This window comes from Bianquea renquensis (assembly GCF_014384895.1).
Taxonomy (GTDB): domain Bacteria; phylum Bacillota; class Clostridia; order Lachnospirales; family Bianqueaceae; genus Bianquea; species Bianquea renquensis.
The window spans coordinates 55,050-79,452 of sequence record NZ_JACRSQ010000018.1 but is presented as its reverse complement, the minus strand read 5'-3'; the positions used below and the strand labels follow the sequence as shown (position 1 = coordinate 79,452).

The window sequence follows — 24,403 nt, the reverse complement described above, 5'->3', positions numbered from 1 at the left end:
TTCTCAGGGCAGCGCCCTGAGCCCTCGGAGAGCTTTTCGGAATCAATATCTGCAATTTTCAAGGTTCATTTGAGCCTGTTTTTTTCGGCTCAGTTTTTCATAGATTACTTGACACTACCAATAAAATAATGAACAATACTATCTTAGCCAAATATTACGATTTAATACATGCTTCCAATCTTTTCCATAATCATGCAGACCAGATCCCGTGTCGGCTTAAACTCAAAGTAGTGCGGTGCCTTTAGAGCATCAAGATAAATACAATAGTAGATAGGCGCCTGATGGGATATATTATAATATCGATTCCTAGTACTATACTTCTTTTTCGCATCCTCCTGGTGATCAAGGGACGTTACTCTGGCAATTTTTTCAATATCCGCCACCGAGATATTCAGTATAAGCCGTTCCCTCTTTCCTTTTCCTACGTAGATCGTCAGCTCATCGCTGATCAGGCCATACCGGTATTGCGTTGTCTCATGGCCGAATATCCAGTAGATGCCAAGAAATAATGATACAATGGTGACCACATCTCTCCAGAAAACCCAGGGCAAAAAGTGATACATCAGGATATTCGAGCTCAACATGAACGCAATGACAAGGAAGACTTTTATGATACGCTCTGTAACCCATGCATTTTTGTTGTTAGAATTTTCATTATACATGTCTGCTCTCCCCCGCTTTCCATCGGCTAAATATTTCCTGCGCTCTATTCCTGATAGTCCCGCGCTGCCATATCGTAAAGATTGGTGCCTTCCCTATCAATGACAACTGTTAGCGGAAAATCGACCACCTCTAACTTCCGCACCGCTTCCGTCCCCAGGTCCTCCCAAGCAACCAATTCACATCTCGTAATTCGGCTCGCCAAAAGTGCACCTGCGCCGCCAGTTGCCGCAAAATAGACAGCCCCATGGGCGACCATGGCGTCGATCACCTCCTTCGCGCGCTGCCCCTTTCCGATCATCCCTTTGAGCCCACGCTCTATGAGTTTCGGCGCATACGCATCCATGCGCCCGCTCGTCGTCGGCCCCGCCGATCCGATAACCTGTCCCGGCTTTGCTGGTGTCGGTCCAACATAGTAGATAACAGCGCCTTCTAGTGAAAAAGGAAGCTTCTGCCCGCTCTCCAACGCCTGGCACATTCGCTTATGGGCTGCATCTCTAGCCGTGTAGACAACACCGCTTAATAGCACGGTATCCCCCGCCTTCAGCGTTTGTATCGTTTCCTCCGTTATGGGAGCGTTAATTCGCTTTATCATTGTAGTGTCGCTTCTCCTTTTTTTACAGCGTTATGGACTCATGTCTTGCCACATGGCAATTGATATTCACAGCTACCGGCATGCCCCCGATATGGGTTGGATAGGTCTCGACCGCCAGCCAAAGCGCAGTGGTGGACCCGCCGAACCCCTGGGGGCCAATTCCCAGCCGGTTAACTTTTTTTAACAGTGCCCTTTCGATATCTGCCCATTTCTCATCTCGGGAATATTCTCCAACAGGGCGCAACAGCGCCTGTTTCGCTAAACACGCCACCTTCTCAAAATTGCCTCCCACCCCGACACCGATCACCAGAGGCGGGCACGCATTGCTCCCCGCTAGCTTGACCGTCTCAATAACCGCATCCTCAATTCCCTGCAGCCCCTGAGAGGGTTTACACATGTAAAGCCGGCTCATATTCTCACTTCCGATTCCCTTTGGCGCTACCGTAATCTTGAGGGAATCGCCGGGAACAATGGTATAGTGAATGATTGCAGGGGTGTTGTTTTTTGTATTGATCCGGTCCAGAGGATCTTTTACAACAGAGCTGCGCAGATACCCTTCCGTATATCCCTTCGCCACCCCCTGGTTGATGGCATCCTCCAGCGCTCCCCCCTGAATATGCACATCCTGTCCGATCTCACAGAATACCACCGCCAATCCAGTATCTTGACAGATCGGCATCGCGCTATTTCGGGCAATCTGGGCGTTCTCTAACAGTTGATCCAATATCTCGATTCCGACTGGCGATCTCTCATGCCCCTTAGCTCTGCGCAAAGCCATTTCTGTATCTTGGTTTAAATCTGTATTCGCCTTCACGCAGAGGGTTGCCACCGCTCTCGCAATACGATCTGTATCGATTGTCCTCATATTTGTCTCCATTTCTGCGCTGCTTTATGTAGTAAGGCGTTTGTGTCCAGCAGCGCGCAGACACATTTCTTCGTTTTCCTTTCCTCACACTCATGACACAATTTCCCGGGAAACTATCGAAATCTTGACCGGCTAACCAGCAAGAGCATGTAGAACAGCACAGCGCGGGGCAATGCTTATTTTTTTCGATATAGCGAGGGAGACATGGCCAGCAAAAGTGGAAAGATCTCTAACCTCCCAAACAGCATCGCCAAGGATAAGGTAAGTTTTGATAGATTCGAGAATCCTGAAAAATTTCCACTGGGTCCTACCATTCCCAATCCAGGTCCTATATTTCCCATGCAGGCGACAACGGAGCTAAAGGTTGTCGTAAAGTCAAATCCGTCCAGCGATACGATTAGCGATAGGACGAATAAGAGCAGCATATAACTGATGAAATAAAGACTCACATTGTCGACCGTTTCCTGCTGCAGTGTCTTTCCATCCATCTTAATGGCGCCCACCATCCGCGGATGGATCAGTTTATGGATATCCCGCCGAACTTTTTTAAGCAAGATAATCAGCCTTGAAACCTTCATTCCTCCCCCAGTGGAGCCAGCGCAGGCTCCCACGATCATAAGCAAAAGTAAAATCATCTGCGTGACCATGGGCCACTGACAATAATCTGCTGTTGCGTACCCCGTTGTTGTAATAATGGAACTCACCTGAAAAAAAGACAGCCGGAACGCCTCTCCAAATCCTCCGTACTGAGGCATAATGGAAAATGTTATGGCCAGTGTGGCAATTAAAATAATACTCAAATACCAAAACAATTCCTCATTTTTGATCACAAGCTTGAATTCCCGGGCAAGCAACAGAAAAAAGATTGTAAAGTTGACCCCAAACAACATCATAAAAATAGCGATGACATACTCTAAATACGGGCTCCCGTAGGCGGCGATGCTGGCGTTCATAATGGAAAAGCCTCCGGTTCCGGCCGTCCCAAACGCATGCACTAGGCTATCGAATACAGGCATTTTCCCCGCTACTAAGAAGATAACTTCCACTACTGTCAATAGAATATAAATGCTATACAATAATTTTGCCGTGCCCTTAATCCGCGGCACCAACTTTTCCATCGTCGGCCCGGGCACCTCCGCGCGCATTACATGGATGGAGCGGTCCCCCGCCAAGGGCACAATGGCCATGACAAAGACCAATACCCCCATACCCCCGATCCAATGGGTAAAGCTCCTCCAGAATAGGATTCCCTTAGGAAGCGTCTCAATCTCCGTTAGAATACTGGCCCCCGTTGTCGTAAATCCCGATATCGTCTCAAAAAGGCTATCAATAAAGGATGGTATAGCGCCGCTAATATAGAACGGGATCGCTCCGAAGATGGATACTAAGATCCAAGCAAAAGCAACGATGGTAAAGCCTTCTTTTGCATAAATGACACGATTGCGCACCTTAACAAGAAGCGCTCCAATGCTGGCCACAGCTGTAATTAGAATCGTAATTAGAAATGCGCTTACGGAGGAATCCTGGTACAGAATCGCTGTTACGAAAGGAAGCAAAAGCAGCACTGTCTCCACAGCCAAAACTCGCCCGATGGTGTTGATAATCATTCGATAATTCATTTTCTCTCCTGTGCCCTACATGCGGAAAATATCGTTCAGCTCTCTGAGACCGTTGATGGTCGTTACCACAATCACACTGTCCCCCAGTTGAATCCTATCCTGGCCGCTAGGTATAAGGATCTGTCCCTTTCGGTTGATACAGGCCACTAAGACATTCCGCTTTAACTCAACGTCCTTCAACGGCACGTTCAACCCTCGAAAACTCTCTCTCACCCTAAATTCCAAAGCCTCCACCTGATTGTCAACAATCTTTGTCATTGTCTCCACATTGCTGCCCCAAGAATTCTGCATGGCGCGCACATAGCGAATAATATGGTTTGCTGTAATATATTTAGGCGAAATGATACAGTCGATTCCCGCGTTTTCCATAATCTCCATGAACGTAAGATGGTTAATCTTTGTGATAACCTTATCGACTCCCCTCGAAATGGCGTACATGGAAATGATAACATTCTCTTCATCCATGTTGGTCAGCGCGATAAAAGCGTCAACCCCCTCGATCCCCTCTTCATTCAGGACTTCCTGGTCGGACCCATCCGCATTGATGACCATCGCCTTAGGGAGCACATCGGTCAGCTGTCTGCACTGTTCCGGATCAATCTCAATAACTTTGACCTTCATTCCCAAATTGCAGATTTGATTGCATAAGTAGTACGCGATCTTGCCTCCGCCTACGATCATCACCGTTTTAATCTTATGCATTAAGATCCCAATCTGCCTGAAAAAGTCTGTCATATTTTTGGGGGAGGCGGTAATTGTAACCTTATCACCTTCCTGTAAGCGGAAATCGCCGTTCGGGATAAAAACTGCGCCTTTTCTCTGAACCGCACAAATCAAAATTCGAATTTTATATTTGGAATACAGTGTATGGATGGCCATTCCGCCTAGGGGGCTGTTAGGCATGACCTTAAATTCCGCCAGCTCAACCTTTCCCCTAGAGAAAGAGTCAATTTTAATAGCGGACGGAAATTGTAAGATGCGGGCAATCTCCGCCGCCGCCGCGGCCTCCGGGTTGACCGCCATACTCAACCCCAACTCGTCCTTGATAAAGCTCATCTCATCTGAGTATTCTGGGTTGCGCACTCGTGCTATCGTATGCTTTGCGCCCAGTTTTTTTGCAATAAGACAGCATATGATATTCAATTCATCGCGGGATGTGACGGCGATCATTAAGTCTGCTTCCTGAACGCCTGCCTTCTCCTGAATCTTATAATTCGCTCCATTGCCCTTGATACAATTGACGTCTAGCGTGTTGCTTGAATTGTTCAGTACAGTTTCATTGTTGTCGATGATGACGATGTCGTGCCCCTCTTTAGCCAGCTGCTGCGACAGTGTAAACCCTACTTTGCCATCGCCTACAATCACTATCTTCATTTTATAATATCCTTTTGCTATGATTTAATTTTGATACGCTACTATCATATCACAAGTTGCGATATTTGCAATATGCAAATAAATCATTTCCCAGGAAATATTCGTGAGAATACTTGTGATTCTTTCCCTTTCAGGATATAATAAATAGATCATAGTTCTATTGAAGATTATACAAATAGGAGGCTTCAATTTTATGACATCGAAAACACTATGGGAAACGTATTCACCGGCGATGAAAGAAGAAGCAGAACATTTCTGTGAAGGATATAAACAGCATATTTCCTCATGCAAAACGGAGAGGGAGTGTGTCGATGCTGTAATGCGCGCGGCTGCCGAAAGAGGCTATTTGGACATTTCAAAGGTAGGCGCCCTGACGCCCGGCTCGAAAGTGTACGCCGTAAATCGCGGAAAAATGCTTGTGTTGGTTCATGTGGGAACCCTTCCTTTCGAGCAAGGACTCAATATACTAGGCGCTCACATAGATTCCCCCCGTTTGGATCTAAAGCCAAATCCGCTGTATGAGGATAGCGGTTTTGCGATGTTGAAGACGCACTACTATGGCGGCATCAAAAAATTCCAGTGGGTGACCCTTCCTCTTGCGCTCCACGGTGTTGTTTTCAAAAAAGATGGAACTAAGATTCCGGTCGTAATCGGAGAAGACCCACAGGATCCAGTATTTGGAATATCTGATGTTCTCCCTCATCTCGGAAAGGATCAAAATGAAAAAACTCTTCCCAAAGCCTTTACCGGGGAAGATCTCAATATCTGTTTTGGCAGTATTCCTCTTGAAGGGGAGGGATCTGAGCGAGTCAAAGACTCCGTCCTATCCATCTTAAAAGACAAGTACTCCATTGAGGAAGATGACTTTCAATCGGCGGAAATCGAGGTGGTCCCTGCGGGAATGGCTCGCGATTATGGTATCGATCGCAGTATGATCCTCGCCTATGGGCATGATGATCGCATTTGTAGCTATACTTCCTACATGGCCATGCTGGACGAAGATGCCGTTCCCTCGAAAACCTGTGTCACAGTGTTGGTCGATAAAGAAGAAATCGGCAGTGTCGGCGCGACAGGTATGCACTCAAGATTTTTTGAAAACGCAGTTGCCGAAGTTATGGAGAAATGCGGCTGTTACACAGAATTATCCCTCCGAAAGGCGCTAGCCGCCTCTCAGATGCTCTCCTCCGATGTCAGCGCTGGTTTCGATCCCAATTACGCGTCCGTTCATGAAAAGAATAATGCACCCTTTTTTGGGAAAGGCCCTGTGCTCCACAAGTACACCGGTGCCGGAGGAAAAAGTGGATCCAATGACGCGTCAGCAGAATATATTGCGAAACTTCGCCGCTTGTTTGACCAGGAAACTGTCCAATTTCAGATGGCAGAGTTAGGCAAGGTGGACCAAGGAGGCGGCGGAACTATCGCTTACATTCCCGCCCAGTATGCAATGGATGTTATCGATCTGGGAATTCCGCTCCACAGCATGCATGCCCCGTGGGAAGTGGCGTCCAAGGTTGATATATTTGAAGCCTATCGCGCCTATCGCGCCTTTTTGAAAAATATGTAAATATTGAAAACGCTCTCCGTTTAAAGCCCGCTGTAACCCTGTGTTTTAGCGGGTTTTTAAGAAATTTGTAAGAAACAACCGTTGGCATTTTTTAAACTTATGTGCTACAGTATTGTATATAAAGAAATGCGAAAGGACGTAAGGAAATGGACAACTATAGAATACTGGTTGTTGACGATGACGAGGCAATCCGGGATGCCGTCGAAATCTATCTCCGCCAGGAAAATATGCAGGTTCTGAAGGCGGCAAATGGAATCGAGGCCCTTCGAATTCTGGAAAAAGAGCAGGTTCATCTGATCCTGATGGACATCATGATGCCCCGTATGGACGGGATGAACGCCACCATTAAAATCCGGGAAAAGTTGAATATTCCCATCATTATGCTGTCCGCCAAGTCGGAGGATACCGATAAGATTCTAGGCCTTAACATTGGCGCCGATGATTATGTGACAAAGCCGTTCAACCCGCTGGAGCTTGTGGCGCGGGTAAAGTCCAATCTTCGCCGTTACACCGCTCTCGGGAATCTCAATTCACCGGATGCAGCAGAAACAGAGGATTCCAGCGATGAGATCGTGGTCCGCGGACTCACCTTGAATACTAGCACGAAGACAGCGTTTGTCAATGGCGAGGAGGTTCGCCTGACCCCCCTGGAGTATAAGATTTTGGAACTTCTCATGCTTAACAAAGGGCGCGTGTTTTCCATAGAAGAGATCTACGATCGCGTTTGGCAGGAGCCGGCAATCAACGCAAACAATACAGTGGCCGTCCATATTCGCCGCATCCGCGAAAAGATCGAGGTCAACCCTCAGAATCCTGAATATTTAAAGGTGGTGTGGGGTATTGGCTACAAAATCGAGCGCTAAAGTGGCGGCGCATGCCGCCGTGAAGGAAGACTTAAAAAAGACTGCCGCTGCGCAAAAGATCAAGTGGAACGTCTTTTTTCGGCGCGTCGGTGCTGTCATGCTGTCTGTCCTGACTCTTGTATCGCTGGCTTCCTGCTTTCTATTAGGCGCGGATGTCCTTACCCATAGGGATTACATTTTTAGTAACCCCTATTTGGAGAGCCAGAATTTTAAAATTGAACTGAGTAATTTCCTCTACAATCTAAACTCCAATATTAAAGAGGCCGCTGGCGGCAGTTTCGTATTTCGAGATTATATCGACGCCAACCAGCAGTCGGAGCTGCAAGAAAAGCTCATTGAAGCGGAGCCTATGGTTAAATATTCCACTTCCTCTTTTTTCTACTATCGCTTGATCAATGAGGATCAGACTGTTATCTGGCAAAATCCGGCTGACTTTACTCCCGGTGAGGATGTGGCGAAAACCCTGGAATATCCCATGCCGCAGAAGTCCTCCATTTCCTCTGAGTATCCTTCCTCCCAGAGCACAGACATCAATACCACGTTGAACGATATGAACTGTCGCTTAACGGTTTACGTCGTCCCCAACGGCCGGCTGGCTACAGACCTCAACTATTCAGAGTCCATACACCAGCGAATCTTGAAGGAAGTCGCCCTATTTTTTATCCTTTTAGTCGTGTCTATCGCCCTATCCTATTCTCTCGTCAAAGCATTTCGGCCCGCAGATTTCCTTTTCTCCAACCCCACCTCCATTCGGGTTCGCCACTTCTTTTGTAAGTTTCCCCCTGATCTCTTTCTGTTGCTCATCTTTTTGCTCTATCGACTCTCCGTCCAGCATCTACACTCCGTCTTTATCGTCCCTATCACAATCGATCATTTTTTGTATTTCTCTCTGACGATGTTGGCCGTATTCCTCACATGTGCCTATCTATTCTATGAATATGCACTGTATTTGAATGCGCTGACAAAAGTGCACTGGAAAAATTCTTTGGTCTATCACGCAGGCCATCTGGTGTATGATGCCCTCTGCGGTGTAAGCTTGAATAAGCAGCTCACCTTTATGACATTGTTTCTGTTGGCTTTCACAGGCATATGGGGGTATATATGCATTGCCCTTGTATTAAGCCGCAATTTTCTCGGTTTCTTCCTGCTGCTCCTCTACATCTGCATTCCACTTCCCATCACCCTGCGCTATATCAGCCAGTTAAATCGCATTATGAAGGACACAGAAGAGATGGCGTCCGGCAATCTGGACGCAAGCATCTATATTCCAGGCCATGGCGTACTGTCCCGATTTGCCAGTTCAATTAATAACATACGGTCCGGCCTAAAAACGTCGGTGGATCAGGCGGTCAAGAGCGAACGCATGCGGTCGGAACTCATCACCAACGTCTCCCATGATCTTAAGACCCCTCTGACTTCCATCATCTCCTATGTGACGTTGCTTCAACAAGCGGATCTGACGGAGGAGGAGCGGTACAAGTACCTAAAGATCATCGATCAGAAGGCGGCGAGACTCAAGATCTTGATTGACGACCTGTTTGAAGCCTCAAAGATGTCTTCCGGCGCAGTGGAATTAGATATTTCCAGGGTAAACGTTTCTGACCTACTTCTACAGGCGCTTGGGGAATACGACGAACGATTGCAGACCTCCACGCTTGAATTCCGCACCGACATCGAAAGCCCTCACCTGTATGCGTACCTGGACGGCCGAAAAACCTGGCGCGTTTTCTCTAATTTGATAACCAATGCTCTAAAATATTCTCTGGACAATACGCGGGTTTACCTGACATTAAAGGAACAGGGGGATTGGATTTACTTTACAATAAAAAATATCTCCGCCTATGAAATGGACTTCTCACCGGACGAGATATTTGAACGCTTTAAACGCGGCGACAAGTCGCGCAATACCGAGGGATCCGGGCTTGGACTCGCAATCTCCAAAAGCATCATGGAGCTTCAGGGGGGCGACATGCGAATTGAAATTGATGGCGACCTCTTCAAGATTACGGCCATGTTCCCGAAAACAATAAACCAATTGAAGGCCTGACAAAGTTTTCTTGAAATTTTTAATTTTGCCCTTGCCAAAACCGTGATTTTGTTGTACAATAGTTTTTGCTATCAGTGATAGCATGCACCTGTAGCTCAGTGGATAGAGCGATGGCTTCCGGAGCCATGCGTCGGGGGTTCGAATCCTCTCAGGTGTATTTTTTGTTGTCAAAAGGCGGAGCCCCTCTTTTATGTACAATAGGGAGCGTGTCTCCGCCTTTTTCATCACGATCTATATTCCCATTCACTCATGGCCATCTCCATTGTCGCCCTGGCCTTCGATAAGCCGTCGAATCTTTTCTTCCCGGAGAGCCGATTCCGCTTTCAAATACCGTATTTCAAACACGCTCCCCTCCTGTGTCTCTCCGGGCAGCATTTCCCTCGGAATGCGATAAACCTTCCTGGTTGCCGCATTCTGCACCAACGCATCCTCTTCTACAAATTGATCGACTACATACTTTTTTACAATCGTATCGGTAAACATAGAATCTCCCCCCTTTTATGTGCGAATTCCTGCTGGTGCGGTCTGTAGATAAAATTGCCCCATAAATATTCTGAATATTCAGTTTATATCAAGGCATAGCATGGGGTGAGCGACCGCCTGCAGGGGTTCATGATAGCACTTTGCCTCTCAACTTGTCAAGGGAAATTATATAACAATAATGATCCACTTTTTTGTATATATTGCCGCGGCGACCGGAGAACTTTCGGTTCCCCGGAATTAGAAAAAGCGCCTGGATTTCGGGGGAGTTGAAATCCAGGCTCATTTGAGGGGGGTATTAGATGATTGTACCTATAAAACAAACGCTTGCAGGTATTGCAATCCTTTGTTTTATAATGGAGTTCTCAGGTACATTACTCAGTATTGCCATATCTGCATGATTTATACAATCCCTCCAAAATTTCTTATTCCACAAGTATAAATCGTTTGATTACTTCTGTCACCGCATCTTGATCATTGGTTCTTTTCGTGACATAGTCCGCGCTCTCCTTGATGGGGTCCTCCGCATTGGCTACTGCGACTCCCAGGCCCGCCCTCTGAATCATTGGAATATCGTTGTAACTGTCACCTATGCAAATCACATCCTCCATCCCTAGGGATAATCGATGTACTGCTCTCTCCATTGCAATTCCTTTGTTTATATTCGATGGCACTACTTCATATAGATATGGTGCCTTTGTGGAGGAGGATATAAACCCCTTCACCTCCGCGGGAAGCGCAGAGCCTATATTATTTTGAACCATCCGGAGTCCCTGGGGGGATTTCGTTATAAAGACAAGCTTTAGGAGGCGTTCATCTACCACTTCATGCAAATCGCTCACAAGCTTGGCCTCTGTTCCAGTCCTTGCCTCGTAGACATCCGTTGTCTCGTCCCTGCGTTCCACATAATACTCGTCGTCTCGATAGAGGTGGAGGTTGAGGGAGCTCTGGTTCCGTCTAGCGATCTCGATGAAGTCCGCCGCATACTCATAGGGAAAGAAATTCGCCTCTACCGCCTCATGGGTCGCCGCCTTAAACATCATACAGCCATTCAACGCAATGTAGACATCCTCCTTGTCCCACGGCCCCAACTCATCGATATATCTTCGCATAGCGGCCGGTGCCCTCCCGGAGCATACGATAATCCGACAGTTGTGCTCCCTTGCCTGTCCAATACAAGCCCGGTTCGTAGCAGAGATTCTCTTCTCTGTATCCAATAAAGTCTCATCCAGATCGACACCGATGGCTTTATATGTCTTTTCTACCATTCCCTTTTATCCTCCTGCTAGAGGCGCTGAGCCACCACATCCCTCAGGACCTGCTCCTCCTCCGGGGATAACCGCTGTTCACAGTTTCCCTCTTTCACGATCTTCGCATACATATATCCACCCTCTCGATTATGTATGTTATTTAAGATGTAGCCATTGTTCCCATCGTCCAACAAGACCCAGACGAAGGATAAATCTCCTCCCATTCCCTCAAATGCATTGTAGCGGAGCATCTTTGATTTATATAGGCTGTTGTTGACTTTTCGCTCCACGGTTCCCGCCACATACCGTTTCAAATTTTGTACCTCGTCTTGGTTCAGATTCACCTTCTCAGCGCAGTCCGCAAGCACATATTCCAGGGCTTTCCCATCCTGTCCCTGCATAAATGCTTCATAGCGTCTCCGAAGCTTTTTGAATTTTACAAGATTCATCACCAATAGAATGCAGAAAAGAATCAGCAACGCCAAAACGCCTGCCATGAACCAAACAATATTGGCTTCGACGAAACTTAGAATTATCTCCACTTCGTGTATCCTCCCACTTTTGTCTAAAACTGTTTTATACTGTCGAATAAAGTCAGAAGCCGGTCCAGGTCTTCATCCGAGTAGTATTCGATTTCGATCTTTCCCTTTTTCTTCCCCTGTGTCACGATGACCTTAGTGCCCAGCACCTCCTTCATCCGCTCCTCAACCGAGTGATAAATTGGATTTGCTGAGGCGGGAGGAGCCGCTTGAGGCTGACTCTTTTTCATCTGTTGCAATACCTTCTCCAGCTGGCGCACGCTCAAGTCTTCATCCATGACCCGCAATGCTAGAGTGTATTGGAGTTCCCTATCCTCAATTCCCAATAAAACTTTCGCATGACCGGCCGACAAAACACCTTCCATCATCATGCTCTGCACTTGTTCCTGTAAGTTGAGATATCGAAGGCAGTTGGCGATGGCAGACCGGCTTTTTCCAACCCTCTGTGCAATCTCTTCCTGCGTCAAGTGGTACTCTCTGAGCAATCTCTCATAGGCTCGTGCCTCTTCAATTGGATTTAGATCCTGCCGTTGAATATTTTCAATCAGAGAAATCTCCAATGTCTCTTCCTGAGTATAGTCTTTTATTATAATTGGAACCTCATGAACTCCTGCCAGTTTCGCCGCCCGCCATCTTCGCTCACCGGCAATAATCTTATAGTACTCATCCTTCTTCTGTACCAACAGCGGCTGTAGAACGCCGTATTGGCGTATTGATTCAGCTAATTCTTCAAGCTTCTCCTCATCGAAATCTTTCCGCGGCTGTTCGCGGTCGGGTTCCACTTGATAGATATCAACCATCATAACCGGATTATCCGATGCGTCACCCTCGCGGTTCGACTCATGGGGTTGCTTTTCAATCTCCTCAAGGTCAGGACCAATGAGAGCATCCAACCCTTTACCCAATCCTCTTTTCTTCATGATAGCCTCCCGTTATGTTCTAAAAATTCTGCCGCCAAACTGCGATAACTTTCGGCTCCTTTGGAGCGATCGTCGTAGTATATAATCGGCTGTCCATAGCTCGGGGCTTCCCCTAGCCTGACATTTCTCGGTATGATCGTATTATATGTTTTGCTGGGCATATATCCTCGCACTTCTTCCACAACTTGATTTGAGAGGTTGGTACGATTATCGTACATGGTAAATAAAATGCCTTCAATTTCTACTGCCGGATTCAGCCGTTTCTTTACAAGGTTGATTGTATTAATCAGTTGACTCAGTCCTTCTAATGCATAGAATTCACATTGGATCGGCACTAAGACAGAATCGGCCGCACAAAACGCATTGATTGTGAGCATATTCAGCGACGGCGGACAGTCAATTAGTATAAAATCATAATACTCTTTTACCTTCTTCAAATGGTTTGCTAAAAGAAACTCGCGGCGGTTAATCCCAATCAATTCAACTTCCGCTCCAGCTAAATCCATACTTGCGGGTATAATTTCTAATTTAAATTCAGGCAAATTGATTTTGCACTCTGTTAACTCGGCATCACCTAGAAGAAGCTCATAGCTCGTTTTCTCTAGTGTATCTTTATTAATACCAAATCCACTGCTCGCATTACCCTGTGGATCCATATCCACAACAAGAATTGCTTTATCTTTATCCGCTAAACATGCGGCCAGATTGACAGTCGTCGTCGTCTTTCCAACTCCACCCTTTTGATTCGCAACGGCAACGATTTTCCCCACGCTCTCACCTCCCTATTGCTTTTACATGGCTTCATGCCATGATATAGTTTATTATATCATAGTTTAAGGCAGAAACAAATACGTTTTCTTAAAAAGATTATGATATCTTTATATCTTGTATGGTAAGACACAAAAATGTTCCACGTGGAACAATGATATCCGCTTTTATTCGGCACCTATTGTTCCACGTGGAACATTTTATAAATCAGCCACTCTAACGCCGTTTACCCGCTTCACTACTTCACTCAGCAACAATTAAATTCTGTCGATTGACAATCAGGCTCAGCGCTTTCGGTTTAACATCAATCTCCAAGGGCAGCAATGGGCCGCTCTCACCGTCAACATCGGATTCGCGCAAATCATCCTGTATATTCTCCGATGAAATCAAAAAATGGTTCGACTGTAAATGTAACACGGATTTATCCTTCAAATGTTCACCTTTTAGCATTCGAACAAGCAGAAGCGTCATTTCTGGAAGCGAAACCTGGCGAATTCCAACAAAATCGTAAAGTCCATCGTCCAGCGCAGCGTCTGTCGCAAGTTTAAATCCACCAGCTGAACCAGAATTTAAAACTAAAAACAAAATAAAGTTATCCTCATACACTTCACCGTTTGCCTCAACGCGCAATTTAAACGGCCGAAAGCTGGGAAGTTGTCCCGCCCCCTTTAAATAATATGCCATCTTTCCAATCAAATTCTTCAAATCGATATTAACAGTCTGTGATACATTGGTAAACAATCCTGCGCCGCATACATTGATGAAGTAACGTCCATTGACACATCCCACATCCACATCTTCCATCTGCATATTCGCTAACAGGTTGATGCATTTCTCATATTCTGAGGGAAATCCAAGACTCCTGGCAAAATCATTTGAGGTGCCCGCTGGTATTACGCCCAATGGCACTTTGTGTTTACAATTCATCAAGCCATTGACAACTTCATTAATGGATCCATCTCCACCGGCGACAAACACAGCCGCCACATTGGAGAGATCGGCTTTTAGCAAATAGGCGGCCATATCCCCCTTCGCACGGCTTCTGAAAATCCGCGTATCATAACCGGCAGTATTAAAAACCGCGATAAATTCATCTAATTCAAAACGAAAATAGGTATCGCCAGCTTTCGGATTATATAGTAAGATAACTTCCTGCATATAAATCTCCATTCTGGAGCGTTAGCGACGGGCAATTCTGCCACCACGGCTATTTGTGACGCTCCGACACAAATAGCAACATTACACCTCTTTCTCTACATTTTTTCAGGCGCTTTAACTCCAATAAGGTCGAGTCCACTTTGCAAGATATGCGCAACCATGGCGGTTAAGCCGAGCCTTGCCGCCCGCAATTCCTCATTCTCTGCACCCAAAATTGAGTTTTCATGATAAAATTTATTAAATGCCGTAGCGACCGCCACCGTATATCGAGTCATAATATATGGCTCCAGCTTATCTGCCGCCTCCCGAACTCTCTGCGGAAAGATCTCGATCAATTTCAACAGGTCCTGAGAATATTGATCAATCAGACATGCCGGGTTTATCTTGTTCATCTCAGTCTTCGCCCATTGCGCTTTCCGTAGAATACTTGAAGCTCTGGCAAAAGTGTATTGAACATAGGGTCCCGTCTCGCCATCAAAATTCAGCACCTTATCCCATGAAAACGTAACATCCTTGATTCGGTTGTTAAATAGATCATGAAACACCACAGCGCCAACTCCCACCTGCCTGGCAACCTCCTCTATGTTATCAAGATCAGGATTTTTCTCACGGATAATATCACGGGTCTTCTGAATCGCCTCCGTCAACAGATCTTCGAGAAAAACAACGTTTCCACCGCGAGTTGACAGCTTACCTGACTCTAGGCTAACGAGCCCATAGGGCACATGAACCAAATCTTTACTCCAGGAATACCCCATTTTCTCAAGAACTTTAAAAACCTGGGCAAAATGCAGCCCCTGGTCGAAGGCCGTTACATAGATACATTTATCAAAGTCATAGGTTTCCTTTCGATAGATGGCGGCGGCAATATCCCTTGTCGCGTACAGCGTACTGCCATCCTTTTTTAGGACAATACAAGGTGGCATATCGGAATCCGACAGATCTACGATCATTGCCCCTTCGCTCTCCACCAGCAATCCCTTATCCTTTAACTCTTGGATCGGACGTTCCATTTTATCGTTGTAGAAACTCTCCCCATTGTAGGAGTCAAACTGTACATCCAATAGGTCATAGACCCTCGATACCTCTTTTAGACTAATATCGACAAATTTCCGCCAGAGAGACAAGACATGTTCATCCCCCTGCTCCATTCTAGAAAAGTACTCTCTGGCCTTATCGTCTAATGAAGGATCCTCCTTAGCCTCATCATGGAACCGAACATACAATTCTAACAAGCCTCGGATTCCTTTCTGTTCTACAAGCTGAGGGTCGCCCCACATCTCATAGGCTACCGCCATCTTTCCAAACTGTGTGCCCCAATCCCCCAAATGATTGATTCGAACCGTCTTGTATCCTAAAAACTGATAGAGCTTATGAATAGAATTTCCAATGACAGTGGTGCGAAGATGGCCAATATGGAAGGGTTTTGCGATATTGATTGACGAATAATCAAGCACGATCGTCTTTCCCGCGCCCTCCTTTGATGAACCAAAGCACTCGCTGGCGTTGTATTCCTCTAAAATAATGGAAGCCAATTTCTCCCGCGATATAAACATATTGACATAAGGTCCGACGGCCTCCACCTTCTCAAAAAAATCCAGTGACTCGGCCCTCTGTGCAATCTCCTGTGCAATAACCGCCGGAGCTCTCCGAAAATCTTTCGCCAGGCGAAAACAGGGAAATGCATAATCCCCCATCGCCTTTTCCTTTGGTGCTTCTATAATCGTGTTTATCTGTTCCAATGAAAGTTCGGGAAGGATCTTAGCAAACTCTGAACCTACATACTCACGAATACCCATCATTTGTCTCCCTTTCCTATATCGATACCCATTATTATACTAGGTTCCGCGTTTTTTGTCCAGATATACTTTATCCCCTGTTCAGTAAAGTACCTTCGGTTCTTCGAAATTATGTCCGCCTCGCGGCGGACTTTCATAATAGGGTAAAAAAGTTCGCGTTCCGCGAACTTTAGAAGTACCTTCGGTTCTTCGAAATTATGTCCGCCTCGCGGCGGACTTTCCCAATAGGATAAAAAAGTTCGCGTTCCGCGAACTTTACAATTTCATAATAGGGTAAAAAAATATAAATAGATATTGCAATTTCGTTTAAAGTGGTAGATAATAAATTATAAACTTCATTGAAGTCCGTTTAACGGAGCAGAAAGGATGAAACTATGAAGTCCTCAATATACAAAAAGATTCTAACCACCGCTGGCGCCATCACCGCAGGTTTAGGTATTCTAGCGGGCATCAATGCCATTGTATTTCGCCGTGCCACCTCTGATCATCTTCTTGAGCATGAACCTGGGAATCTTTTCCATTGGAGATACGGTGATGTCTTTTATACTGTCCGTGGTACAGGGACACCTGTTCTTTTAATTCACGGCATTTATCCAGGAGCGGGAGAGCATATGATGCGAACACTCTCCGAAAACTTAGCCGCCTGCCATCGCGTGTACACCCTTGACCTGCCAGGCTTTGGCCGCTCTGATAAACCGATGATTACCTTTACAGCCTACTTCTATGTCCAGCTTCTCAATGACTTCATCGAGCAAGTCGTTAAATCTCCTGTTGACGTAATCGCGGATTCCCTGTCCTGCACCTTCTGCTCATTAGCCTGCCAAATGCAGCCCAACTTCTACCGTAAACTGCTATTTGTCAATCCATGCAACACCGTGGAGGGAGCGCCTAGCCCTGGCTTTCTCTCTAGACTCTCCCGACTGCTTTTAGAGACGCACATCGTGGGAACCTTTATCTACAATCTCCTGACATCACGTCCCATATTGCGGCGGCAATACCAGAATCGCGGCATCGACCTCACGCCTACCATGCTAACGGAAATCTGGGAGAGCGCGCATTGTAAGGGGTCCAGCGCAAAATACGCTTATTTCTCCTATTTGACCCATTACATGGATGCAGACATTATCCGGCCTTTAGCAAAAATTGACCATGATCTCTATGTCATCCTAAGCGGAGATTTATTGCATTTCAAACAACAGAAACAAAGATTAGAGGATATCAACTCCTCTATCGAGGTCGAACTCATGTCTCCCAGTGCAGGCCTTCCCTGGCTTGAAGCGCCGGACGAATTTTTATCCATCTGCCACTTTTATTTTTCCTAGCGATCAGAACTCATCAAAACAGGACCAAACGACAAGCTGAATTCAGGCAGCTGCCATACAGCCACCAAAAAAGACGGCCAAGAAGCGATTGCTTTTCCCCGTCTTTTTTCATTACATGCATCAATCTCCATGCGCTTTCGGCATGGATACGACTCCCACTATAGCGGTATCGCGATTTCTCATACCAAGGACCGAATCATGTATACATGCTCGATTCCTGCGCTTATATGGCATTCTCCCTCCACCGAAAATCCAAGCTTCTCATAGAAACCCTGAGCTTGCACCTGTGCATGCACTACCCCTTGCAGCCCTCCCCTTTCAAAAGCCTCGTTGATCATAATCTTCATCAGGAATTCCCCGATATGCTGTCCCCGGTACGGTTTGCGCACTGCGATCCTTTCAAAGGTATAGACGCCATTCTTTCCCTTCCGCATCCTCCCGGTAGCGATGGGCTCTTGCCCATCATAGATCAGGAGGTGGTCGGCCTTCTCATCCAGCGCATCCCATTCCAGCGAAGGGTCCACTTTCTGTTCCTCGACAAAGACCTCCCGACGGATCCCATGTGCCTCCCCCAGATCTTCGCCCGGCCCCTTCCAGATTCCTTTCAGCATCCAATGCTGACCTCCTTATTTATATGGAACTCGAATAATCATTTCATAATAATCGCCGTTCTTCTCCTCATCAACTTCCACAGGCACGCCCGCATCCTTCATATAGGTAACCGCCTTTTGCACCGTATTGGTAAACAAGCGGATGTCTTTTATGTAGCGCTTGATCTTCTGCTTTCCCGCCGTCTCGCTGTCTGCCTCCTCTTCCTTCTTCTGCTCCTTTTTCAGGATACGATCCAGTACAGCTTCAACGAGCTCCTCCGTGTGCTTAACCGTTAGATTCTCCTCAATCACTTGATGCAGCACCTTTCGCTGTAGCGCTTCATCTGGAAGCTTTAACAGAACGCGAGCATGCCGTTCTGTCAGACCATTTTCCATCAAATCCTTTTGAATTTGTGGTGAGAGCTTCAGCAGGCGAAGTTTATTTGCAATGGTGGACTGACTCTTCCCCATCATCTTCGCAATCTGTTCTTGACGGAGATCATAATCCTCAATCAAATTCAGATACCCCTGTGCCTCTTCAAAATAGTTCAAATCCTGCCGCTGAATATTCTCGATCAAGGCTAGAACAGCACTCTCCTGATCGGTTATATCCACCACGATGGCAGGAATCATAGTCAAGCCAGCCAACTGAGACGCGCGAAGGCGCCTCTCGCCCGCAATGAGTTCATATCCATCCCCTAGCGTTCGAACGCTTATGGGCTGCATGACGCCGTGTTCCTTGATGGACTGCGCCAGTTCCCCTAGCGCCAGATTATCAAAGGAGCGTCGCGGCTGGTAAGGATTCGGGCGTATTTTGCTTATCTCCACTGAAATGACAGATAACGTTTCATATTTACTCTGGTCAAAAGAATTCATTAGTTTAAAGGCCCCTTTATACGGTGAGATGATTCCGATCGCTCATAATGGTTCTTTCTTTATTTTACTTTGTTTTCTAGGATATTTCAAGGGCAAACTGCCGATCTTCTCAAATATTGTTATAAAATGACGATACTCCGTATCTGGTATCACCATATCCATTGTCTCCCGGATAGAAAACTGCAATTTCGACACTGCATTGCGGGAAATCTCTAGCTCCTCCACTATGCTTGGTCCTTTATAGGCCAAAAAGAGGCCGCCTTGCCTTACAAATCCTGAACAATACTCCAACAATACCGGCAAGGGGGCAACAGCCCTCGACACGGCTACATCATAATTTTCCCGATACTCCACTTCACGCCCCAGCTCTTCGGCGCGTCCATGGATACAGGTTACATCCTGTAGTCCGAGCTGTGAACACACTTCCTGCAAAAAGGCAACCCGCTTCTGCAAAGAATCCAACAGCGTCAGGGATACCCCTGGCAGCACAATCTTCAGGGGAATTCCCGGAAAACCCGCCCCTGTTCCAACATCAATCAACCGCACCTGCTCACGGCCATCCCTCTGGAGTGCCACTCCACCGGCCAGGCTATCAAGAAAATGCTTCCCGATAATCTCCCGCTCTTCCGTGATGGCGGTGAGATTCATTTTCTCATTCCACTGCACAAGTAACTCACTATAGACTGTAAACTGTCGGATCTGCTCCCTGTCCAGCGCAAAACCCATTTTTTCTGCTCCCAGCCGCAAGTATTCCTGAACTGCCTCATCCATCGCCCTTATCTCCCTACTTTTTGCAAAGCCGGTATTGCTCCAGATATACGAGAAGAACATTCACATCCGCCGGTGATACGCCGGAAATCCTGGACGCCTGACCCACAGATCTCGGCCGTACCTTGGACAATTTCTGTCTCGCTTCCAACCGCAGACTCGGAATTTCCTCGTAATTTAACTCCTGCGGAATTAACTTTTGCTCCAGTTTTTTAAACTGCTCCACCTGTTGCATCTGCTTTTCAATGTATCCCTGATATTTGATTTGAATTGCAGCTTGCTCCCCCGCCGCTGAATCTAAGTGCGGCCGCTCAATTGCCGCCAAATCACCCATAGCAATTACATCGCCATAGGATATCTCCGGTCGGCGAAGCAGCTCTGCTAAAGATACCCCCGACCGTATTGAGGATGTTTTCAACGAATTCAGAAACTCATTCACCTCCGCGGAAGCGCTGAGGCATGTGTTCTCCAGCCGCTCTATTTCCTGGGAAATCTCTTCTTTTTTCCGAAGAAAACGACTGTATCGGGCATGGGAAATGAGTCCTACTTTATATCCAAGCTCCGTCAATCGAAGATCTGCGTTATCTTGTCGGAGCAAGAGTCGATATTCTGCTCTCGATGTCATCATGCGGTATGGTTCATTTGTGCCCTTTGTCACCAGGTCATCGATCAGCACGCCGATATATGCCTGCGATCTGTCTAAAATCAAGGGATCTCCTCCCTTTATGGACAGCGCAGCGTTGATTCCTGCGATCAACCCTTGTGCCGCAGCCTCTTCATACCCTGAACTCCCGTTAAACTGGCCAGCACTATAAAGACCCTTCACCTGTTTGATCTGTAAAGTATGGTCCAAAGCAAGCGGATCAATACAATCATACTCAATGGCATATCCCGTTCTCATTATCTGGACATGCTCTAAACCAGGCAATGTTCTGAGCATATCCCGCTGTACATCTTCAGGAAGAGAGGAGGACATACCCGATACATAATATTCAAACGTATGATCCCCTTCTGGTTCCAAAAATACTTGATGCCGTTCCTTGTCAGCAAACCGAACCACTTTGTCTTCGATAGACGGACAATAACGAGGTCCAATTCCGCGAATGTCACCCGAGTATAAGGGAGACCGGTGAAGATTATTCCGAATAATGGCATGGGTCCTCTCATTTGTATATGTCAGCCAACAGGACCGCTGGGGTCGCCGAATCGCGTCCGGCGAATTTTCAAAAGAAAATGGCACAATGTGCTCATCGCCTTTCTGCTCTTCCATCTTCTGAAAATCCAGCGTCCGGCCATCGACCCTGGCTGGCGTCCCAGTCTTAAAGCGCCTCAAGGGCAGCCCCAGATCACGAAGGCAGTCTGTCAAACCGCCACATGCGGCCTGCATCCCTCCCGGTCCCGTTTGAACTCGATATGTGCCATGAATACAGCTGGCCTGTAAATAGGTGCCTGTACAGATGATCACGCTTTTGCAGGGATAGTATCCTCCTGGTGCGGTCAAGACCCCTGAAACGCTGCCATTCTTTGTATCGATATAGACAACTTCACTCTGGCGAATCCACAGGGAATCCTGCTTTTCCAGAACAAGCTTCATCGCCTCCTTATATCGCGCTTTATCCGCTTGGGCTCGAAGGGAATGAACTGCTGGCCCTTTTGCCGTGTTCAGCATCCGGGATTGAATGTAGGTCCGATCAATATTCTTCCCCATCTCGCCACCCAGCGCGTCAATTTCTCTCACCAAATGCCCCTTCGATGTCCCCCCGATGTTGGGGTTGCACGGCATCATGGCGATACTGTCCAGATTCATAGCGAAAAGAATTGTCCTCATCCCTAGCCGCGCACAGGCTAATGCCGCCTCGCAGCCCGCGTGCCCCCCACCGATCACGGCGACATCAATGTCCTCTTCCCAATACACAATCTGGTGCTCCTTTGACCCCAACACCGGATATTCAGTATCCATTTATTCACACTCTCCACACATAAATTGTTATTTGCCAAGGCAAAACCGGCTGAAGATCTCCTGAATCACATCGTCCTTGACGCAATGTCCAGATATTTCCCCCAAAGCATCATAGGCGTCTGTCAAATCGATCATAATCATGTCCTGTGGAATTCCCTCCTCCACTCCTCTCAAAACTGCCCGCAGACCAGCGATTCCTCGACGAAGTGCTTCCTTCTGCCGAAGGTTGGAGATCAGAGGATCCTTGCCGATGGCGATGGTGCCATCGAAAAATAGCTTTCGTATTCGGCTTTCAACGGTATCCAGCCCTTTTTCCTCCTTAGCGGATACTGCGAGTATGTGCTCCCTCGCCTGGGGATCCCCCAGGATGGCGGCAAACTCATCCGCGCTGTGGGCGGCCGTAAGGTCCGTTTTATTCAACAGGATCAAGTATTGCTTATGTCGAATCTCTTGAAAGATCGCGCGGTCCTCCCCGTCCAGCTCCATCCCTGCATCCACCACCATCAAAATCAGATCGCTCTCCTCGGCGGCCCTCCTTGCTAAATCCACGCCGATCTTCTCCACAACATCCTCTGTCTCGCGGATTCCCGCCGTATCCACCAGGTGCAGCGGCATTCCCCCTAAATCCACAAACTCCTCAATCGTATCTCTTGTCGTTCCAGGAATATCCGTCACAATGGCGCGCTGCTCCCGCAAAAGCGCATTCAACAAAGTGGATTTTCCCACATTGGGCCTTCCCACAATTGCAACCTTGATTCCTTGCTTAAGGAGCCGGCCGCTTTCGGCAGTTCTCCATAGGTCTTCCATCTTCTCCAGAATTGCGGCCGCCGTCTTCTGTATCTGGTCCAGGGTCACATCCTCAAGATCATATTCAGGATAGTCGATATTGGCCTCAATCTGGGTCATCAGATCTAAAAGCCCCCCGCGAAGCATGTCAATCTTCTCCCGTAAGCCGCCCTTTAGCGTATGAATCGACGAGCGCAGCGATAAATCCGTCTGCGATGAGATCAAGTCCATAACCGCTTCCGCCTGTGATAGATCCATCCGTCCATTTAAAAAAGCTCTCTTAGTAAATTCTCCGGGCTCTGCCAGGCGAGCGCCACTCTGAAATAAGAGCTCCAAGATACGTCCCTGTATATAGGCTCCGCCATGACAATTGATCTCCACCACATCTTCTCTTGTAAACGTCCTCGGCGCTCGCATGAGCATGACAAGAACTTCATCCACCGAATCCTGTGTCTGCGGATCCACGATCCACCCATAATGAATCGTATGAGATGGACTGTCACGCAGAGAGCTCTTGTCGGCCGGCTGAAATACGGCGTCCACAATCTCAATGGACTCTCTTCCTGAAATGCGGATAATCGCAATCGCTCCGGTCCCTGCCGGCGTCGAAATAGCGGCAATGGCGGGACCTCCATTGTACTGATCAGCCATGTCAATCTCCATTCCGCCTAGCTGCTCTTCAATTCAGCTAGGGCAACTGTACTTTGAGCCGCACATCGACCCAAATTATAGTCTTTTCATTCCCCTGTGAGAACGTTAAGAAAAACCCAGCGGCAACAGGTCCCTGGGTTTCACATACGGCTCCGCCGCGGATACTTATGTTATCGGCCACCCTTGCGTTTCAAGGAGATGACAACCTTGCGGTAAGGTTCCTCCCCCTCACTGTGGGTTTCGATCATGGGGTCAGACTGTAGGGTGGAGTGAATGATCCGGCGCTCATAGGGATTCATAGGCTCCAAGATTACCCTCTTCCCCGTCTTCTTTACCTTCTTAGCAAGATTGATGGCAAGGCTCTCCAATGTCTGCTGCCGCCGTTCGCGGTAATTCTCCGTGTCCAATTTCACTCGAACATGGGACTCGGAACCCTTGTTGACCACCAGCGTGGTCAAATATTGAAGAGAATCCAGCGTATTTCCTCTCTTACCGATGATGACGCCCATTCCATCACCCTCGATATCCACATTTAAGATATTATCATCAGAATATTCAGCTTTCACATGAGACTGTATCCCCATGGCCTCCAGGACATTCGTCAAGAACTCACATGCTTTGTCGATCGCCTCCGGATTCCTATCCCCTACCGGTTCATCAGCTTGATCAGACCCCTCGGAAAAACTATCAATCTCAGACTGAATCGGCTCAAGCTCTTTCGCCACTTCCTCCTCAATCTCCTTCTCCACTGTCTCTCCCTGGTCTGACGACTTTAAGGACACTCTGACCTTTGCTTCTTTGCTAAAAAGGCCAAGGATACCCTTCGTGCCCTCATCTACGATCTCAATGTTGACCTGATCACTGGACACCCCAAGCTCAATCAACGCTGCGGTGACGGCCTCATCCACTGTCTTGCCGGTCTTCTCTACAAAATCCATACTCTAACCTC

General features: G+C 47.2%; 22 protein-coding genes and 1 tRNA gene. 5 read left to right on the top strand and 18 right to left on the bottom strand.

The window, feature by feature from the left end; genetic code table 11:
- Positions 1 to 161: 161 nt before the first annotated feature.
- The 5 genes from H8730_RS12150 to trkA form a co-directional block, all read right to left on the bottom strand.
- Positions 162 to 662 carry a DUF6106 family protein gene (locus H8730_RS12150; RefSeq protein WP_177714418.1) on the bottom strand — a complete coding sequence of 167 codons (501 nt, stop codon included), beginning with the start codon at positions 660 to 662 and terminating at the stop codon, positions 162 to 164.
- A gap of 44 nt (positions 663 to 706) precedes the next feature.
- Positions 707 to 1,255: a Fe-S-containing hydro-lyase gene (locus H8730_RS12145; RefSeq protein ID WP_177714419.1), complete on the bottom strand. Its 549-nt coding sequence runs from the start codon at positions 1,253 to 1,255 to the stop codon at positions 707 to 709.
- Positions 1,256 to 1,277: 22 nt separating this feature from the next.
- Positions 1,278 to 2,120 carry a fumarate hydratase gene (locus H8730_RS12140; RefSeq protein WP_177714420.1) on the bottom strand — a complete coding sequence of 281 codons (843 nt, stop codon included), beginning with the start codon at positions 2,118 to 2,120 and terminating at the stop codon, positions 1,278 to 1,280.
- A gap of 176 nt (positions 2,121 to 2,296) precedes the next feature.
- The gene (locus tag H8730_RS12135) at positions 2,297 to 3,739 is read right to left on the bottom strand and encodes a TrkH family potassium uptake protein (RefSeq protein ID WP_177714421.1); all 1,443 of its coding nucleotides are present in this window, start codon (positions 3,737 to 3,739) and stop codon (positions 2,297 to 2,299) included.
- A 15-nt stretch (positions 3,740 to 3,754) separates the two neighbouring features.
- The gene (trkA, locus tag H8730_RS12130) at positions 3,755 to 5,113 is read right to left on the bottom strand and encodes a Trk system potassium transporter TrkA (RefSeq protein ID WP_177714422.1); all 1,359 of its coding nucleotides are present in this window, start codon (positions 5,111 to 5,113) and stop codon (positions 3,755 to 3,757) included.
- Between the two features lie 193 nt (positions 5,114 to 5,306).
- On the opposite strand from trkA, the gene H8730_RS12125 reads away from it, so the two are divergent.
- The 4 genes from H8730_RS12125 to H8730_RS12110 all read left to right on the top strand — a co-directional run bounded on the left by H8730_RS12125 (position 5,307) and on the right by H8730_RS12110 (position 9,744).
- On the top strand, positions 5,307 to 6,677 hold the full coding sequence (locus H8730_RS12125; protein WP_177714423.1) for an aminopeptidase: 1,371 nt from the start codon (positions 5,307 to 5,309) through the stop codon (positions 6,675 to 6,677).
- A 146-nt stretch (positions 6,678 to 6,823) separates the two neighbouring features.
- Positions 6,824 to 7,540, top strand: coding sequence for a response regulator transcription factor (locus tag H8730_RS12120; protein WP_177714424.1), 717 nt, complete (start codon positions 6,824 to 6,826; stop codon positions 7,538 to 7,540).
- Positions 7,518 to 9,587 carry a sensor histidine kinase gene (locus H8730_RS12115; protein WP_249289869.1) on the top strand — a complete coding sequence of 690 codons (2,070 nt, stop codon included), beginning with the start codon at positions 7,518 to 7,520 and terminating at the stop codon, positions 9,585 to 9,587. Before H8730_RS12120 ends, H8730_RS12115 begins: the two co-directional genes overlap by 23 nt.
- 84 nt (positions 9,588 to 9,671) lie before the next feature.
- Positions 9,672 to 9,744: transfer RNA gene (locus H8730_RS12110), tRNA-Arg, on the top strand.
- A gap of 86 nt (positions 9,745 to 9,830) precedes the next feature.
- On the opposite strand, the gene H8730_RS12105 is transcribed toward H8730_RS12110, so the two are convergent.
- The 7 genes from H8730_RS12105 to argS form a co-directional block, all read right to left on the bottom strand.
- Complete coding sequence (locus H8730_RS12105; protein WP_177714644.1) at positions 9,831 to 10,070, bottom strand: DUF3006 family protein; 240 nt, start codon at positions 10,068 to 10,070, stop codon at positions 9,831 to 9,833.
- Between the two features lie 422 nt (positions 10,071 to 10,492).
- Entirely contained in the window at positions 10,493 to 11,335 is an 843-nt protein-coding gene (locus H8730_RS12100; protein WP_177714642.1) for a Cof-type HAD-IIB family hydrolase, read from the bottom strand.
- A gap of 17 nt (positions 11,336 to 11,352) precedes the next feature.
- Positions 11,353 to 11,859, bottom strand: a complete 507-nt coding sequence (locus H8730_RS12095) for a DUF4446 family protein (protein WP_177714640.1) — start codon at positions 11,857 to 11,859, stop codon at positions 11,353 to 11,355.
- Between the two features lie 23 nt (positions 11,860 to 11,882).
- Entirely contained in the window at positions 11,883 to 12,776 is an 894-nt protein-coding gene (locus tag H8730_RS12090) for a ParB/RepB/Spo0J family partition protein (protein WP_177714638.1), read from the bottom strand.
- The gene (locus tag H8730_RS12085; protein WP_177714636.1) at positions 12,773 to 13,546 is read right to left on the bottom strand and encodes an AAA family ATPase; all 774 of its coding nucleotides are present in this window, start codon (positions 13,544 to 13,546) and stop codon (positions 12,773 to 12,775) included. The genes H8730_RS12090 and H8730_RS12085 overlap by 4 nt, the downstream gene beginning before the upstream one ends.
- A gap of 241 nt (positions 13,547 to 13,787) precedes the next feature.
- Complete coding sequence (locus H8730_RS12080) at positions 13,788 to 14,702, bottom strand: diacylglycerol/lipid kinase family protein (RefSeq protein WP_177714634.1); 915 nt, start codon at positions 14,700 to 14,702, stop codon at positions 13,788 to 13,790.
- A 95-nt stretch (positions 14,703 to 14,797) separates the two neighbouring features.
- Positions 14,798 to 16,501 (bottom strand): arginine--tRNA ligase, encoded by a 1,704-nt coding sequence (argS, locus tag H8730_RS12075; RefSeq protein WP_177714648.1) that lies wholly within the window; start codon positions 16,499 to 16,501, stop codon positions 14,798 to 14,800.
- Positions 16,502 to 16,875: 374 nt separating this feature from the next.
- On the opposite strand from argS, the gene H8730_RS12070 reads away from it, so the two are divergent.
- A complete protein-coding gene (locus H8730_RS12070) occupies positions 16,876 to 17,823 on the top strand; it encodes an alpha/beta fold hydrolase (protein ID WP_177714627.1) in 948 nt (315 codons plus the stop codon).
- Positions 17,824 to 18,002: 179 nt separating this feature from the next.
- Here H8730_RS12070 and H8730_RS12065 read toward each other — a convergent pair whose 3' ends face one another.
- The 6 genes from H8730_RS12065 to jag form a co-directional block, all read right to left on the bottom strand.
- Positions 18,003 to 18,434, bottom strand: coding sequence for a GNAT family N-acetyltransferase (locus H8730_RS12065; protein WP_177714625.1), 432 nt, complete (start codon positions 18,432 to 18,434; stop codon positions 18,003 to 18,005).
- 15 nt (positions 18,435 to 18,449) lie between these two features.
- Positions 18,450 to 19,289 (bottom strand): nucleoid occlusion protein, encoded by an 840-nt coding sequence (gene noc, locus H8730_RS12060; RefSeq protein WP_177714623.1) that lies wholly within the window; start codon positions 19,287 to 19,289, stop codon positions 18,450 to 18,452.
- 42 nt (positions 19,290 to 19,331) lie between these two features.
- Positions 19,332 to 20,060: a 16S rRNA (guanine(527)-N(7))-methyltransferase RsmG gene (gene rsmG, locus H8730_RS12055; RefSeq protein WP_177714621.1), complete on the bottom strand. Its 729-nt coding sequence runs from the start codon at positions 20,058 to 20,060 to the stop codon at positions 19,332 to 19,334.
- Positions 20,061 to 20,073: 13 nt separating this feature from the next.
- Positions 20,074 to 21,975 carry a tRNA uridine-5-carboxymethylaminomethyl(34) synthesis enzyme MnmG gene (mnmG, locus tag H8730_RS12050; RefSeq protein WP_430385389.1) on the bottom strand — a complete coding sequence of 634 codons (1,902 nt, stop codon included), beginning with the start codon at positions 21,973 to 21,975 and terminating at the stop codon, positions 20,074 to 20,076.
- A gap of 69 nt (positions 21,976 to 22,044) precedes the next feature.
- Entirely contained in the window at positions 22,045 to 23,454 is a 1,410-nt protein-coding gene (mnmE, locus tag H8730_RS12045; RefSeq protein WP_177714617.1) for a tRNA uridine-5-carboxymethylaminomethyl(34) synthesis GTPase MnmE, read from the bottom strand.
- A gap of 170 nt (positions 23,455 to 23,624) precedes the next feature.
- Positions 23,625 to 24,392: an RNA-binding cell elongation regulator Jag/EloR gene (jag, locus tag H8730_RS12040; protein WP_177714615.1), complete on the bottom strand. Its 768-nt coding sequence runs from the start codon at positions 24,390 to 24,392 to the stop codon at positions 23,625 to 23,627.
- Positions 24,393 to 24,403 lie beyond the last annotated feature (11 nt).